Origin of the sequence: Rhizobium sp. CB3060 (assembly GCF_025200735.1) — a bacterium.
Lineage (GTDB): Bacteria > Pseudomonadota > Alphaproteobacteria > Rhizobiales > Rhizobiaceae > Rhizobium.
Genome location: NZ_CP104158.1, coordinates 3487388 through 3500373, shown reverse-complemented (window position 1 = coordinate 3500373; position 12986 = coordinate 3487388). Strand labels below are relative to the sequence as shown.

Genomic DNA, 12986 nt, shown 5'->3' with positions numbered 1-12986 from the left:
GAAAGACAGATGAAAGCCATCGATACCGCCATACCGGACGTCAAGATCATCGAACCCACGGTGTTTGCCGACGATCGCGGGTTTTTCTTTGAGAGCTTCAGCCAGGTAAAATTCGAAGCAGCGACCGGACTAAGCCCGACATTCGTGCAGGACAATCACAGCCGGTCCGGGAAAGGTGTCCTGCGCGGCCTGCATTATCAGTTGCCGCCACGCGCTCAGGCCAAGCTCGTCCGGGTCGTCATCGGAGAGGTGTACGATGTTGCCGTCGACATCAGACGGTCTTCCCCGACCTTCGGCCAGTGGGTCGGTGTGCTTCTGTCGGAGGAGAACAAGCGCCAGCTTTGGATTCCGGAAGGGTTTGCGCACGGGTTCCTGACCTTGAGCGACCGCGTCGAATTCCTTTACAAGACCACTGATTATTATGCTCCGGAGAGCGATCGCGGCATTCGCTGGGACGATCCGGAGCTCGCGATCGATTGGAAATCCGCCATCGACGATCTGACGCTTTCCGGGAAGGATCAGCGGCAGCCGCTGCTGGCGGATGCCGAGATATTCGATTGATCCCGCATTCGCCGCGCGGCTCGCGAGGCTGCCGAAGATGATAGATTGGCTGCGGTATGAAGGAATGATCTGACATCCGGATCTTCGCGCGATACCGGTTATGGACCTGCGCAGCTTCTCTCGCTACAGGAGGGACATGCGCGTTCTACATTTTTTCAAAACATATTGGCCGGATACGTTCGGCGGGGTCGAGCGGACAATCCATGCGATCGTCAAGGGCGTCGCAGGACACGATATACAGTCCGAAGTCCTCTCGCTCAGCAAAACGCCGGAGAAAAACGCCGTCGAATTCGATGGCCATATGGCTCACAAGGCGAAGCTTGATCTTGAATTCGCCTCCACCGGCTTTTCGCGCGAGGCATTTGGGCGTTTTCGAGAGCTGAGCCGGAAGGCCGACATTGTCCACTATCATTTTCCGTGGCCGATGATGGACATCGTCCATCTTGCCATCCCGCCCGGCAAGCCGACGGTCGTAACCTACCATTCCGACATCGTGAAGCAGAAGTTCCTGCTGAAACTCTATGGGCCTGTCATGCATCGCTTTCTCGCGAGCGTTGACAGTATCGTTGCGACATCACCGAACTATCTGGCGACGAGCGAGGTCCTGCAGCGCTACAAGGATAAGACCGCCGTCATCCCGCTCGGTCTGGATGAGGCGGATTATCCCAGGGCGAGTGAAGAGGATAAAGCGCGTTGGCGCACGCGGTTTCCCAAGCCGTTTTTCCTCTTCGTCGGCGTGCTGCGCTACTACAAGGGCGTTCACATCCTTCTTGAGGCGGCGCGACAGACAGCCAGCGATATCGTCATCGTCGGCGAAGGTCCGATGGAGGCGTCCTTGAAGGCCTATGCGCAGCAGAACAATCTCAAAAACGTCTTCTTTTTGGGTGCGCTGCCGGATGCCGATAAGACCGCTCTTCTCGAACTATGCACCGGGGTCGCATTCCCTTCCAACCTCCGCTCGGAAGCATTCGGCCTTTCACTCGTCGAAGCCGCAATGTTCGGCAAGCCGATGATTTCCTGCGAAATCGGCACGGGGACGAGTTTCGTCAACCAAAATGGCAAAACGGGCTATGTCGTGCGCCCCGACGATCCGCCGGCGCTCGCGGAGGCGATGAGACGGCTTGTGGACGATGCTGAAGCGGCAGCGTCCTTGGGCGCAGGGGCCCGCCTGCGATACGAAGAATGCTTTACCGCAGAGCGGATGGGGAATGCCTATGCAGCGCTCTACAAAAGACTGCTCGGTCAAACGTCTTCCGGCTCAATGGAAAGAAAGCGCTGAAGGGGCTCGTCGACCGCAGGGTTGCCGCGCCGACCCGCTCATGATCAGGCGCTGACGGCCTCTGCCTGTTGTTTTTTCGCCGGTATCAGCAGGCGTCCCCCGCTCAAGCGGATGCTGCACCAACAGGCGAAGGCGGAGCTGGTCAACGCAAAGCTTTCGCCGATCGCGAGGCGGTTGTTGGAGTTGCTGAGCAGCGTCAATGAAAAGAAGAATAGGCTGACGGCATAGGCATGCCAGGCGGTGCGCGGTATGAGGCCCGCCTTACGGGCACGCCAGACATTGACGATGAGCCCAGTGAGAATGACCGTCATGACAAGGCCGCCGAACAAGCCGTGCCGCACCAGCATCTCGAGATAGCCGTTGTGCAGCAGCGTGTATTGGACGTTGGCATAGCGCGTGTGCTTCCAGCGTTCCACCCATTGGCCGCCCCAGCCGAAGATTGGCGCGGAGGAGAACAGTTCCCAGCCGTTCGACCAGAGCTGCAGCCGTGCGTCCATGGCAAAGGGCGTGGTATCGGAGGTGATCGTGCTCGACACGGCGTCACCGAGATTTTGGCTCTTGGTGATGTTGTCGATCATCTCGATGGTGGAAGACACCGTCGGGCCGGCGGTCTTTTCGATATTGTGCCGCACCGCATAGGCGCCGGCCAGCAGAAGCACCGCGGTGCAGGCGACGACGATAAGGCCGGTTTTCAAGCGTAGATAGGTCAAGGTCACCAATCCCAGCACCGGCAGTGTGGCGGCAAGCGCCAGCCAGACGCCCTTCGACTTGGCGCCGTAGATGGCGATCAGACAGAGAATGGCAATCAACGGCGAGACGATGTAGGCGAAGCGGGCGATCAAACGACTGCTGGATTTGTCCGTCAGATAATGCAGCAGCCAGAAAGCGGTGAGGATCAGGATCAGGCCGCAGGCGACCGCGCCGTGAATCTGATTGTTCATGATCAGCGGGCGCACCGTTTCGCCGGCAAAGACGTCGCGGAAGTGCTGCGTCGCGATCAACATGATCAGCACGACGGCAAAAACTGCGGCGATGATTTTTTCCAGCACCGGTTCGTAGAGCAAGAAGGCGACGCCAAGGATCGGAAAAAAGAACGGATAGGCATAGAGCCAGTCGGACGCGCCGATCGAATGCTCAGGGGTCATGAGGAAGATGGCGACAAAGCGGATGAGCACGTAGGCGCCCCAACCCATGCACAGCCAACCAAGCCAGTTGGTGCTTGGGCGCACCAGCGCCTTCCGGTAGTAGTGGAGGGCGATGAGCGCGAGGAACGGAGCGACATACCGATAGGCGGCGCTTTCGATGAATAGCGGCGAAATGATCACCAGCCACAGCAAGCTGCCCAGGATGATCAGGCGCTGCGGCAGGACGACGGGCACCAGTTCGCCGGCATTGTTTCCGGACGCGAGATCGACGGGTGGTTTATTCGTCTGCAACTGTGCCAATAGTGCGTCCGCCTTTGTTCCTATTTCAGCCAGCAGCCGGTGTCCGTTGCCAGTAAGGTCGCAAGCGGGCAGGAATACGGCATTTTGGTGACCGGCATTTTGCGTGCTCTGTTTATGATATCAAAACCTTTGATATCGCCGTCCCGTTAATGCGTCACTCCATCACTGCGCAGAACTTTCAGCACCGTCAGGACGATGATCTTCAGATCGAAAAGAAACGAGCGCCGGCGCAGATAGTCTTCGTCCAAAGCCACTTTCTGCGGGATCGGCAGTTCGTCGCGGCCGTTGACCTGCGCCCAGCCGGTTAGGCCCGGCGGTAGGGCGTCGACGCCGCGCTCGGTACGCAGCGCAATCAGGTCATGCTGGTTGAAGAGGGCCGGGCGAGGGCCGACGATGCTCATCTCGCCCTTCAGGATGCACCAGAGCTGCGGCAGTTCATCCAGGCTGGATTTGCGCAGGAAGGAACCGATCGGCGTCAGATAGGCGTTGGCGTCCTTCAGCAGATGGGTGGCAACCGCCGGGGTGTCGGTCCGCATGCTGCGAAATTTCGGCATGCGAAAAATCCTGTTTTCACGGCCGACACGGTCCGACCAGTAGAGTACGGGGCCGCGGGAGGTCAGCCGGACGGCGATGGCGACGATCAGGATCGGGATGGAAAAGACCACGGCTGCGCCGAGGGCGGCCAGGAAATCGAAAAGGCGCTTGGCAATGGTATAGGGCATCGTTTCCGTTGGTTCTGCCGGTGCTCGTGTCTCAATTGCGCCGATAAGGGCTTTCTGCGGAGTGCATCTCATATCACGGACTTGTTCACAATCGCCCTCATCACGAATTTTGCCGGGCTTGTTCCCTGCAAAGGGAATGTGCAAAGCATGGCGGGAGTGAAAACCGGGCAGAACGAGGGGTAGCAGAGGCATGATCCTGGTGACGGGCGCGACGGGTTTTGTCGGGCAGGCGCTTTGCGCCGAGCTTTCGCGGCGACAGATGGCCTATCGACCGGTCAGCCGTACCCCGAGGCCGGGATTTCTGGCGCTGGGAACGATCGATGGCGGGACGGATTGGACCAATGCGCTCGTCGACGTCGAAACGGTCGTGCATCTGGCGGCGCGGGTCCATGTCATGAACGACACCGCGGCCGACCCGCTTGCGGCCTTTCGCGCTGTCAATGTCGACGCCACGGTCAACTTGGCGCGGCAGGCGGCGCAGGCCGGCGTAAAGCGCTTCATCTTCTTGAGTTCGATCAAGGTCAATGGTGAGGCGACCGCGCCCGGCAAGCCGTTTACCGCGTCCGATACGCCGCATCCGGAAGACCCCTACGGGCAGTCGAAGCGGGAGGCGGAGGAGGCGCTCCTTGCTATCGGCAAGGAGACGAACATGGATGTCGTCATCATCCGCCCGCCACTCGTCTATGGCCCTGGGGTGAAGGCGAATTTCGCGAGCTTGATGAAATGGGCTAAGCGGCCGTTGCCTTGGCCTTTCGGCCTGGTCGCAAACCGGAGATCCCTAGTGTTCGTCGGCAATCTCGTCGATTTCATCCTGCTTTGCATCAGCCATGCCGATGTGGGAAATCGAGTGTTCCTGATTAGCGATGGCGCGGATCTTTCCATCGGCGAGCTGATAGGCAAACTCTCCTCGGCAATGGGGCGCAGAGCTTTCCTGCTGCCCGTACCGCCGCGCCTGTTGGAAGGGCTTGCGGCGCTGCTCGGGCGCCGTGCGGCGGCGCAACGCCTTCTCGGTTCGTTGCAGGTCGATATCGGCGAAACGATCGCAATTACCGGATGGTCGCCGCCCTATTCGGTCGATGACGGCCTGCGGCAGACAGTCGCCGCAGCCGAGAGGGATCACTGACTGTCGTTCACAGGCTCCAGACGGCGTGGCCGTTGAGTAGAGGGTTGTTCTGCTCAAGGGCAGCCTTCACGTCGACGACCACGCCGTTCTCGCCCAACAGATTCAGGATCTGCGCCGCACCGTCGCTCAGGTAGGATTTGTGCGGCACGGCAAGCACGAGGGCGTCGAGCTTGCCGAAATCATCGAGCGCCGCCAGCCGCACACCATATTCCTCTTCCGCCTCGTGATGGCTGGCCATGGGGTCGTGCACCAGCGGCTCAAGGCCGAATTGGTGTAGTTCGCGGATGATGTCGGGCACGCGGCTGTTGCGCAGATCAGGCACGTTTTCCTTGAAGGTCAGCCCGAAGATGCCGATCCGGGCACCATTGATCGGCTTTTGCGCCGCTACCAGCATCTTGATGAGTTTCTGGGCGATGAAGGCGCCCATGCCGTCATTGATACGGCGGCCGGAGAGGATGACTTCAGGATGATAGCCGAGTTCCTCGGCCTTGGCGGTGAGGTAATAGGGATCGACACCGATGCAGTGGCCGCCGACCAGGCCGGGCGTGAAGGGCAGGAAATTCCATTTGGTCCTGGCCGCCTTCAGCACGTCGGCGGTGCGGATATCCATCTTCTCGAAGATGATCGACAGCTCGTTCATCAAGGCGATGTTGAGGTCGCGCTGGGTGTTTTCGATCACCTTGGCGGCCTCCGCCACCTTGATGCTAGGCGCGCGGTGAATGCCGGCCTCGACCACGGCGCCATAGACGGCGGCGATCCTTTCCAGCGTTTCCTCATTGTCGCCGGCGACCACCTTCACGATGCGTTCGAACGTGTGCTCCTTGTCGCCGGGGTTGATCCGCTCCGGTGAATAGCCGACGTGAAAATCCTCGCCCTGGCGCAGGCCCGAGACCTCGGCAAGCACGGGGCCGCAGACCTCTTCCGTCACGCCGGGATAGACCGTCGATTCATAGACGACGATGCCGCCCTTCTTCAAAGCCAGGCCGACGGTACGCGAGGCGGCAATCATCGGCCGCAGATCCGGCTGCCGATTGCGGTCGATCGGCGTCGGAACGGCGACGATGAAGATGTCACGGTCCTGCAGGTCATGAATGTCGCTGCTGATGCGGAGGCCACTTTCCTTCAGGCGGGCCGGCGACACCTCGCGCGTGTCGTCTTCCCCGGCTTTCAGGGCGGCAATGCGGGATGGCTTGATATCGAAGCCGACCACATCGGAAAATTTTCCGGCGAGCGCGATCGCAACAGGCAATCCGACGTAACCCAGGCCAATGACGGCAATTTTTTCGCTCAACACAATCCACCTCGAACAATCGACCTGAATTAGCCCAAACCCAAGCGGCGTGTCAGCGCAAATCTTTGTTAGGAGACGTCAATTCAGGCGCAAGTCAGATCAATGTGACGATCGGGCGGAGGCTTTGCAAGAGAGGCATCGGCGGGGCGCCGTTGCAAGCCGCCTGTCTTCTTAAGGCAGCCGAATAAAAAGGAAACCTCACGTGTTTGCTGCTTGTTCCTCCCAAGGAGATCGCAAATCATGAGTAATTTCAATATGGCTGCCGCGGATGCGCGGGCAGCCCGCTACGACCATGTCACCATCACGTTCCACTGGCTGACGGCTCTTCTGGTGCTGACCATGTTCACATTGGCCGAGGCGCGAAGCTTCGTAGCCCGTGGGACGCCGCTTCGCGGGGATCTGATCTTCGTGCATATCTCGCTCGGCATTCTGCTTGCGGCCGTCCTAATCCTGCGCATCGTCTGGCGCATTGCGACCCACCGGCGCACGGCCCCGGCGGTCTCCGGGCTTCAGCATGCGGTGGCGACGCTTGCCCACCTTGCTCTCTATGCACTGATGATTTCGCAGGTGTCCTATGGCTTCCTGATGATCTGGGCCTCGGGCAACGAACCGAGCTTCTTCGGCCTGTTCTCGGTGCCGCCCTTGATCGTCCTCGATCAGCCGACACGGCATGTGATGGGTGAACTGCATGACTACACCGCCTGGGCAATCATCGCCGTTGCGGGAATTCACGCCGCCGCCGCCCTTGGGCACCATTACGTGTTTCGGGATCGCGTGCTTGTCCGGATGATCCCCGTGCGCAAATAAGCGCCGGCGGTTCATTCTCAAATCGCCGCGGCAGGCCAAAAGGTCGCGGCGCTCCCTATCGAAACCCTTCGCAGCGTACCTATTTTAGTATTCAGAGACATATTTCTCGGAATGCGTGGTTCGCAATGCGTAACACATATCTTGCCCATTTATACGCCAGGCGCTCGGAGCTGGAGTCCAAGCTCGAGCTGCATATAGCACGCTATTGTTTCGGCGAGGGAGAGGTTGATGACGGCACCGAGGCGGAGCTCCGGCAACGCATCACGGAAATCTCCGACGAAATCGCCGATCTTGAGGCTGAACGTGGCGTATAGTCCTTTGGCTCGCGGACGCAGCCGCTACTTTGTTGTGTCTGGCTGTTCGGTGTCGCAAAGGATGGAAGGTAATCCTGCACGGGGCTAAGTTGCCAATCCGCAAAGGGTGGATTGGCAAGAAGAGCCGTTGAATCCGTGGATATGGGCGCGACGCAGGCCGAAAATGGCTGACCGACTGCGCAAGCGCCGGCCTTGACTAAGTCGTCGGCGGAAACCTTATCGGTCAGTAGGCCGATTTTCATTGCTTCATCCGGCGTAATGAGCCGTATCGAACTTGGCGCGGCACTCATCGCCATATCGAGGATCGACCGATCGACGCCCATTTCCTTGAAATAGGTGAGAATCTTCGATCGCAGCGATTTCGACAGCTTCGTGCTATCGTACAGTCCGACAAATTTGCGACTGACCTCCTGGCGACTGATGATGTGCTTCTTGCCGTTAACGACCTGATATTTCTCCCGATAGATTATCCGCTCCTGATCAAAGGTTGTCCTGACCTGATGGACACCCACGATGCTGAAGGGACTGGTGACGCGTCTAACCCCGGCTGCCAGTACGAAAGGGCAGGCCGAAAGACATTCGGCGCCGGCGGAATAAACCATGCCCTTCGCGCCGGCCCGCCAGCCATCGCCACAGAGCGGCTGGCCGCTTGGACAGGACTGGAGCCTCGTGCCGCCCACAGCGACGGACAGGCCGCGCTTCCGGATGATCTCACCCATTTCCATCGCAGCCGCTACATTTCCGCCGGGCGAATTGACGATTATGGGCAGTTTCCGGTCACCGATGCTAGTGAGGAGCTTGCGCAGATCGCCAGGAGATCTCGCATCGATCATGCCTTCCGCCGCGATCCAGTCCACGCAGCCCTCGGGCCGACAGTTGCCGGAGCTGGGATCGGCATGAACGAGCATGAATTGCATGGGTGCGCCGGGCACCTGGGCCGCAGCAACAGTCGCCAGCCCCAAGAGTGCCGATCCCGCTATGGCTCCAAGCCGACAAGCGTTAGCGGCGCCACGTACAAGATGCCATAAAACTGCAAAAATCATGAACCGATGCCCCACCCTCTGAACCGAAAGCTAGCAAAGCACAACCCAATCAGGCAAGGGTATACAACCTCGGTCTGCAACATGTTACGGGCCTGCCGATTGGCAAGAAATACGGTGCTTTGATCGGCAGACGCGCAAACGTCTCGACATCGGCGGCTATATGGCGCGATAAGGTCGGAGCCGATCGAAATGAGCGAGGAGCCGATGAAGCCGAGCCTGCCGACCCTTCTCAGCATCAACGGCGGCTATGTCGACACTGCCGGATTCCTTGCCCTGCACGGTCTGTTCACCGCACATGTCACCGGCAATTTCGTTACCTTCGGCGCTTCCATGGTACTGGGAACCTCGGGTGCGATTGCCAAGCTGCTGGCGCTGCCGGTCTTCTGCATCGTCGTCATTCTCGCCCATCTGTTGGGCGGTGATCTATCTCGACGCAAATTGCCGGTGTTGCGGATAATCCTGACGTTGAAATTCCTGCTGCTCGTGCTTGCGGCCATCTTTGCCATCAGCTTCGGCCCCTTCCCCAGCGGCGACGGTTGGCAGGCGATCCTCACCGGAATGACGCTGGTTTCAGCCATGGCTATCCAGAATGCCTTGCATCGCATCCATCTTGCCTCCGCGCCGCCGACGACTTTGATGACGGGCACGACGACGCAGATCATGATCGATATCGCCGACCTCCTGCTAGGAACCACCCCAGAGGCGAAAGCCACCATCAAGGCAAGACTCGGCCGGATGGGTGCTGCGGTCGGCGGTTTTGCCTGCGGCTGCGCCGCGGCGGCCCTGCTTTTCATGTTCGCCGGCGTGGAATGCTTCCTCGTGCCGCCGGTTATGGCGCTGGTCGGAATCCTATTTCATGCAAGCAAGCCGCAGGCAAAGCCGGCATAGGCCATTCTGATGCTCTTCGTTAGAGCTGGCAGAGCTCCCGTCTTTTTCTGGTCTTGCAACTGATCTACAGGTCTCTAACTCTACGCGGGGATTCGAGCGCGACGCTGCGTGCTTGAGCAGTCAGTCTTTGAGAAGGGATGGTCATGGCAGGAGAAACGGTTCTGGTGGTCGGGGGAGCCGGCTATATCGGCTCGCATACGTGTCTGGATCTGGCGAATAAGGGGTTTCAGCCCGTCGTCTACGACAATTTTTCCAACGGTCATCGCGAATTCGTCAAATGGGGTCCGGCGGAAGAGGGCGATATCCGGGATCGGGCTCGGCTCGACGAGGTCTTGGCGAAATACAAGCCAGCCGCCATCCTGCATTTCGCGGCGCTGATCGAGGTCGGCGAGTCGGTCAAGGATCCTGTCTCCTTCTATGAGAACAATGTCATTGGCACGCTGACGCTGCTGTCGGCGGCGCAGGCGGCCGGCATCGGGGCTTTCGTATTTTCATCCACCTGCGCGACCTATGGCCTGCCGCAGAGCGTTCCGTTGGATGAAAGCCACCGGCAGGTGCCGATCAATCCCTATGGCCGCACCAAATATATCGTCGAGCAGGCGCTTGCCGATTATGATCAATACAAGGGCCTGCGCTCCGTGGTGCTGCGCTATTTCAATGCGGCCGGTGCCGATTTCGAAGGGCGCATCGGCGAGTGGCATACGCCGGAAACCCATGCCATCCCGTTGGCGATCGATGCGGCGCTTGGCCGCCGTCAGGGCTTCAAGGTGTTCGGTAGCGACTATGATACACGCGACGGCACCTGCGTGCGCGACTATATCCACGTCCTCGACCTGGCGGATGCGCATGTCCGGGCGGTGGAATATCTGCTGCGCGGCGGCGAATCGGTCGCGCTCAATCTCGGCACGGGTACGGGCACGACGGTCAAGGAATTGCTGTCGACGATCGAGACGGTGTCGAACCGGCCTTTCCCCGTCGAATATGTCGGCCGCCGCGAAGGCGATTCGACCACGCTGGTGGCCAATAACGACAAGGCCCGCGATATTCTCGGCTGGTCGCCGAAATATGATCTGTCGCGGATCATCGAATCCGCCTGGAATTGGCATGCCAAATCCAATCAGCATTAAGCGTCGGGCTTCGAGCGAGCGCCCGAATGTATTGCTGATATCGGCTGATCAATGGCGGGGCGATTGTCTCTCCGCCGTCGGTCACCCCTGCGTGAAGACGCCCAATATCGACGCTCTGGCGCGCGACGGTGTGTTGTTCCGCCGGCATTTCGCCGGAGCAGCACCCTGCTCGCCGGCGCGGGCGACGCTTTATACCGGCCTTTATCAGATGAACCATCGCGTCTGCCGCAATGGTTCGCCGCTGGATGTGCGTTTCGACAACCTGGCGCTTGCCGCCCGCCGCGCCGGCTATGATCCGACCTTGTTCGGCTATACCGATACGGCGCCGGATCCGCGTGGCATGGACCCCAACGATCCGCATCTGACGACCTATGAGGGCGTACTTCCCGGTTTCAGCGTGCGCCAGCTTCTGCCGGAGCATGAAAAGCAATGGCTTTCATGGCTGCGCTCGAAGGGGCATGAGGGGGCGACGAGCCGTGATATCCACATCCCCGTCGGCGTGAAGCCAGGTGACATCTCCAATGCCGCGCCGGCTTACTCCAAGGATGAGACGCAGACGGCTTTTCTCGCCGGCGAATTCATTCGCTGGCTCGGCGAACAGGACGAGCCCTGGTTCGCGCATGTCTCGTTCCTCAGGCCGCATCCGCCGTTTTCGGTGCCTGAACCCTATAACCGCATGTTTGCCGCAAGCGACGGACCGGCTTTTGCGCGCGCTGCCGACCGCCAGGCAGAGTTGGCGGCACATCCCTTTCTCGCCTTCGCCATCCCGCTGATCGGCAAGGGCGGCTTCATCCATGGCGGCGAGGGGCCTGCGAGCGACTGGACGGCTGAGGATCTCTCAGCGATCCGCGCCACCTACTACGGCATGATCGCCGAAGTGGATGCGCAGCTCGGGCGGATCTGGCAGGCGCTGAGGGATGCGGATGCCTGGGACGATACGCTGATCGTCTTCACGTCAGACCACGCGGAAATGATGGGTGATCACTGGATGCTGGGTAAGGGCGGCTTTTTCGATGGCAGCTATCATATCCCGCTGGTCATCCGCGATCCCGGGCAGCCTGGCGGTACCGGCCGGCAGGTGGAGCGTTTCACCAGCGCCGCCGATATTTTCCCGACGCTTTGCGATCGCCTGGGTCTCGTGCCCGACAATCATCTCGACGGTGAGACGCTTCTGCCCTTTATGGAGGGCGCGGAGCCGGAGCGGTGGCGCGATGCGGCCTTCTGGGAGTTCGATTTCCGCGATATCGCTAACGGCGAGGCGGAACGGCATCTCGGCCTCAGGTCGAATGCCTGCAATCTCGCCGTCATCAGGGACGAACGTTTCAAATACGTCCACTTCACCGGCCTGCCGCCCTTGCTGTTCGACCTAGCGAATGATCCGATGGAGCTCTCCAATCTCGCCGATGACCCGGATTATGCGGCAACTCGGCTTGCCTGTGCCGAAAAGCTGCTGTCGCTGAGGGCCGAGCATCTCGATCAGACACTCGCCTATACCGAACTGACGGAAAAAGGGCCGGTATCGCGCCGGCCCTGATCCAGCTTAAATAGCAGGCTATCGGGCAAACGGGCCGAGATAGGTCATCTTGCCGACCGGCAGCCCGCGGCTGCGCAGAATGTCGTGCACTGTGGTGACGTGGAAGAAGAAGTTCGGCAGAGCGAAGCTTGCGAGATAATCCTCGCCGCTGAACACGATCTTGTTTCCGCCGGGCGCGATCGTCACTTCGCGGCTCTCGGTGCCTTGCATCGTCTCCGGCGTGATCGTCGCCAGGAAATCCTCCGTCTTCTTCACGCGTTCGCGCAGCTCTGCAACGGTGGTTTCGTTGTCTTCGAAGCGCGGCGCGTCAATGCCCGTCAGCCGGGCGATAGCGAGTTTGGCGCTGTCGGTGGCGCGTTGAAATTGGCCGGAGAGCGGCAGCATGTCGTCAATGAGGCGTGCGCCGACAAGTTCGTTCGGATCGGTGCCGTTTTCCGCCGCATAGGCCTCGATCGCGTCGAGATAGGTCGCAAGATTCGCGAGGCCGCGTTGAAAGACGGGGACTGAGAAGCGGTACATCGAGGGCATGCTGGTTCTCCATTGTCAGTCGGTGGCTTCGGCCTGAGGTCGACGGTATTTTACGTCATTCGAGTGTCGATGGAATGTCCGTTCCATCAGGGTGAGCGGCCCACATGTATGCTCGATCGTCAGCTTTTACAGCCTTTTTGGGCCAAAAATTCCCTATCGCGCGTCGATCGCCGGTTCCGTCGGCGCGGCTACAAAATAGTGTTGACGTTTTTACGGAAAAATGGAATAAATATTCCGAAGATGGGATTTTACGGTTTGTTTGTTCCGTTTTTTGAGGTGCCGTTATGGGAGATGGCAGCTCGGGATTGTTGGCCCTGCGGTCGA

13 protein-coding genes are annotated in these 12986 nt (G+C 59.8%); 9 read left to right on the top strand and 4 right to left on the bottom strand.

The features are described from left to right. The first annotated feature begins 9 nt into the window (after positions 1-9). Both rfbC and N2601_RS16840 read left to right on the top strand, forming a co-directional pair. The gene (rfbC, locus tag N2601_RS16845; RefSeq protein ID WP_104824865.1) at positions 10-561 is read left to right on the top strand and encodes a dTDP-4-dehydrorhamnose 3,5-epimerase; all 552 of its coding nucleotides are present in this window, start codon (positions 10-12) and stop codon (positions 559-561) included. 136 nt (positions 562-697) lie between these two features. Then, the gene (locus N2601_RS16840; RefSeq protein WP_104824864.1) at positions 698-1840 is read left to right on the top strand and encodes a glycosyltransferase family 4 protein; all 1143 of its coding nucleotides are present in this window, start codon (positions 698-700) and stop codon (positions 1838-1840) included. Positions 1841-1884: 44 nt separating this feature from the next. Here N2601_RS16840 and N2601_RS16835 read toward each other — a convergent pair whose 3' ends face one another. Then, entirely contained in the window at positions 1885-3285 is a 1401-nt protein-coding gene (locus N2601_RS16835; RefSeq protein ID WP_104824863.1) for an O-antigen ligase family protein, read from the bottom strand. A gap of 146 nt (positions 3286-3431) precedes the next feature. Beyond that, entirely contained in the window at positions 3432-4007 is a 576-nt protein-coding gene (locus N2601_RS16830; protein WP_104824862.1) for a sugar transferase, read from the bottom strand. 190 nt (positions 4008-4197) lie between these two features. Between N2601_RS16830 and N2601_RS16825 the strand changes: the two genes are divergently transcribed. After that, on the top strand, positions 4198-5130 hold the full coding sequence (locus N2601_RS16825; protein WP_104824861.1) for a UDP-glucose 4-epimerase family protein: 933 nt from the start codon (positions 4198-4200) through the stop codon (positions 5128-5130). A 7-nt stretch (positions 5131-5137) separates the two neighbouring features. Here N2601_RS16825 and N2601_RS16820 read toward each other — a convergent pair whose 3' ends face one another. Further along, the gene (locus N2601_RS16820; protein ID WP_104824860.1) at positions 5138-6424 is read right to left on the bottom strand and encodes a nucleotide sugar dehydrogenase; all 1287 of its coding nucleotides are present in this window, start codon (positions 6422-6424) and stop codon (positions 5138-5140) included. A gap of 237 nt (positions 6425-6661) precedes the next feature. Here N2601_RS16820 and N2601_RS16815 point away from each other — a divergent pair, with 237 nt between their 5' ends. The 6 genes from N2601_RS16815 (at position 6662) to N2601_RS16790 (ending at position 12134) form a co-directional block, all read left to right on the top strand. Continuing rightward, positions 6662-7228 (top strand): cytochrome b, encoded by a 567-nt coding sequence (locus tag N2601_RS16815; RefSeq protein WP_104824859.1) that lies wholly within the window; start codon positions 6662-6664, stop codon positions 7226-7228. 125 nt (positions 7229-7353) lie between these two features. Next, the gene (locus N2601_RS16810; RefSeq protein WP_104824858.1) at positions 7354-7542 is read left to right on the top strand and encodes a hypothetical protein; all 189 of its coding nucleotides are present in this window, start codon (positions 7354-7356) and stop codon (positions 7540-7542) included. A gap of 500 nt (positions 7543-8042) precedes the next feature. Then, a complete protein-coding gene (locus tag N2601_RS16805; RefSeq protein ID WP_158704500.1) occupies positions 8043-8570 on the top strand; it encodes a hypothetical protein in 528 nt (175 codons plus the stop codon). A 219-nt stretch (positions 8571-8789) separates the two neighbouring features. Continuing rightward, positions 8790-9473 carry a YoaK family protein gene (locus tag N2601_RS16800; RefSeq protein ID WP_104825276.1) on the top strand — a complete coding sequence of 228 codons (684 nt, stop codon included), beginning with the start codon at positions 8790-8792 and terminating at the stop codon, positions 9471-9473. 143 nt (positions 9474-9616) lie between these two features. Beyond that, positions 9617-10600, top strand: a complete 984-nt coding sequence (gene galE, locus N2601_RS16795) for a UDP-glucose 4-epimerase GalE (protein WP_104825275.1) — start codon at positions 9617-9619, stop codon at positions 10598-10600. Beyond that, positions 10578-12134 (top strand): alkaline phosphatase family protein, encoded by a 1557-nt coding sequence (locus N2601_RS16790; RefSeq protein WP_104824856.1) that lies wholly within the window; start codon positions 10578-10580, stop codon positions 12132-12134. The genes galE and N2601_RS16790 overlap by 23 nt, the downstream gene beginning before the upstream one ends. 18 nt (positions 12135-12152) lie before the next feature. Here the strand turns inward: N2601_RS16790 and N2601_RS16785 are convergent, their stop codons facing one another. After that, entirely contained in the window at positions 12153-12662 is a 510-nt protein-coding gene (locus N2601_RS16785; protein ID WP_104824855.1) for a DUF1993 domain-containing protein, read from the bottom strand. Positions 12663-12986: the final 324 nt, after the last annotated feature.

Excerpts from the sequence above, each read along its gene's own strand:
- N2601_RS16830 (WP_104824862.1), bottom strand. The coding sequence starts at position 4,007 with ATGCCCTATACCATTGCCAAGCGCCTTTTCGATTTCCTGGCCGCCCTC.
- rfbC (WP_104824865.1), top strand. The coding sequence starts at position 10 with ATGAAAGCCATCGATACCGCCATACCGGACGTCAAGATCATCGAACCC.
- N2601_RS16840 (WP_104824864.1), top strand. The coding sequence starts at position 698 with ATGCGCGTTCTACATTTTTTCAAAACATATTGGCCGGATACGTTCGGC.
- N2601_RS16810 (WP_104824858.1), top strand. The coding sequence starts at position 7,354 with ATGCGTAACACATATCTTGCCCATTTATACGCCAGGCGCTCGGAGCTG.
- N2601_RS16785 (WP_104824855.1), bottom strand. The coding sequence starts at position 12,662 with ATGCCCTCGATGTACCGCTTCTCAGTCCCCGTCTTTCAACGCGGCCTC.
- N2601_RS16805 (WP_158704500.1), top strand. The coding sequence starts at position 8,043 with ATGGACACCCACGATGCTGAAGGGACTGGTGACGCGTCTAACCCCGGC.
- N2601_RS16800 (WP_104825276.1), top strand. The coding sequence starts at position 8,790 with ATGAAGCCGAGCCTGCCGACCCTTCTCAGCATCAACGGCGGCTATGTC.
- N2601_RS16825 (WP_104824861.1), top strand. The coding sequence starts at position 4,198 with ATGATCCTGGTGACGGGCGCGACGGGTTTTGTCGGGCAGGCGCTTTGC.
- N2601_RS16815 (WP_104824859.1), top strand. The coding sequence starts at position 6,662 with ATGAGTAATTTCAATATGGCTGCCGCGGATGCGCGGGCAGCCCGCTAC.
- N2601_RS16790 (WP_104824856.1), top strand. The coding sequence starts at position 10,578 with ATGCCAAATCCAATCAGCATTAAGCGTCGGGCTTCGAGCGAGCGCCCG.
- galE (WP_104825275.1), top strand. The coding sequence starts at position 9,617 with ATGGCAGGAGAAACGGTTCTGGTGGTCGGGGGAGCCGGCTATATCGGC.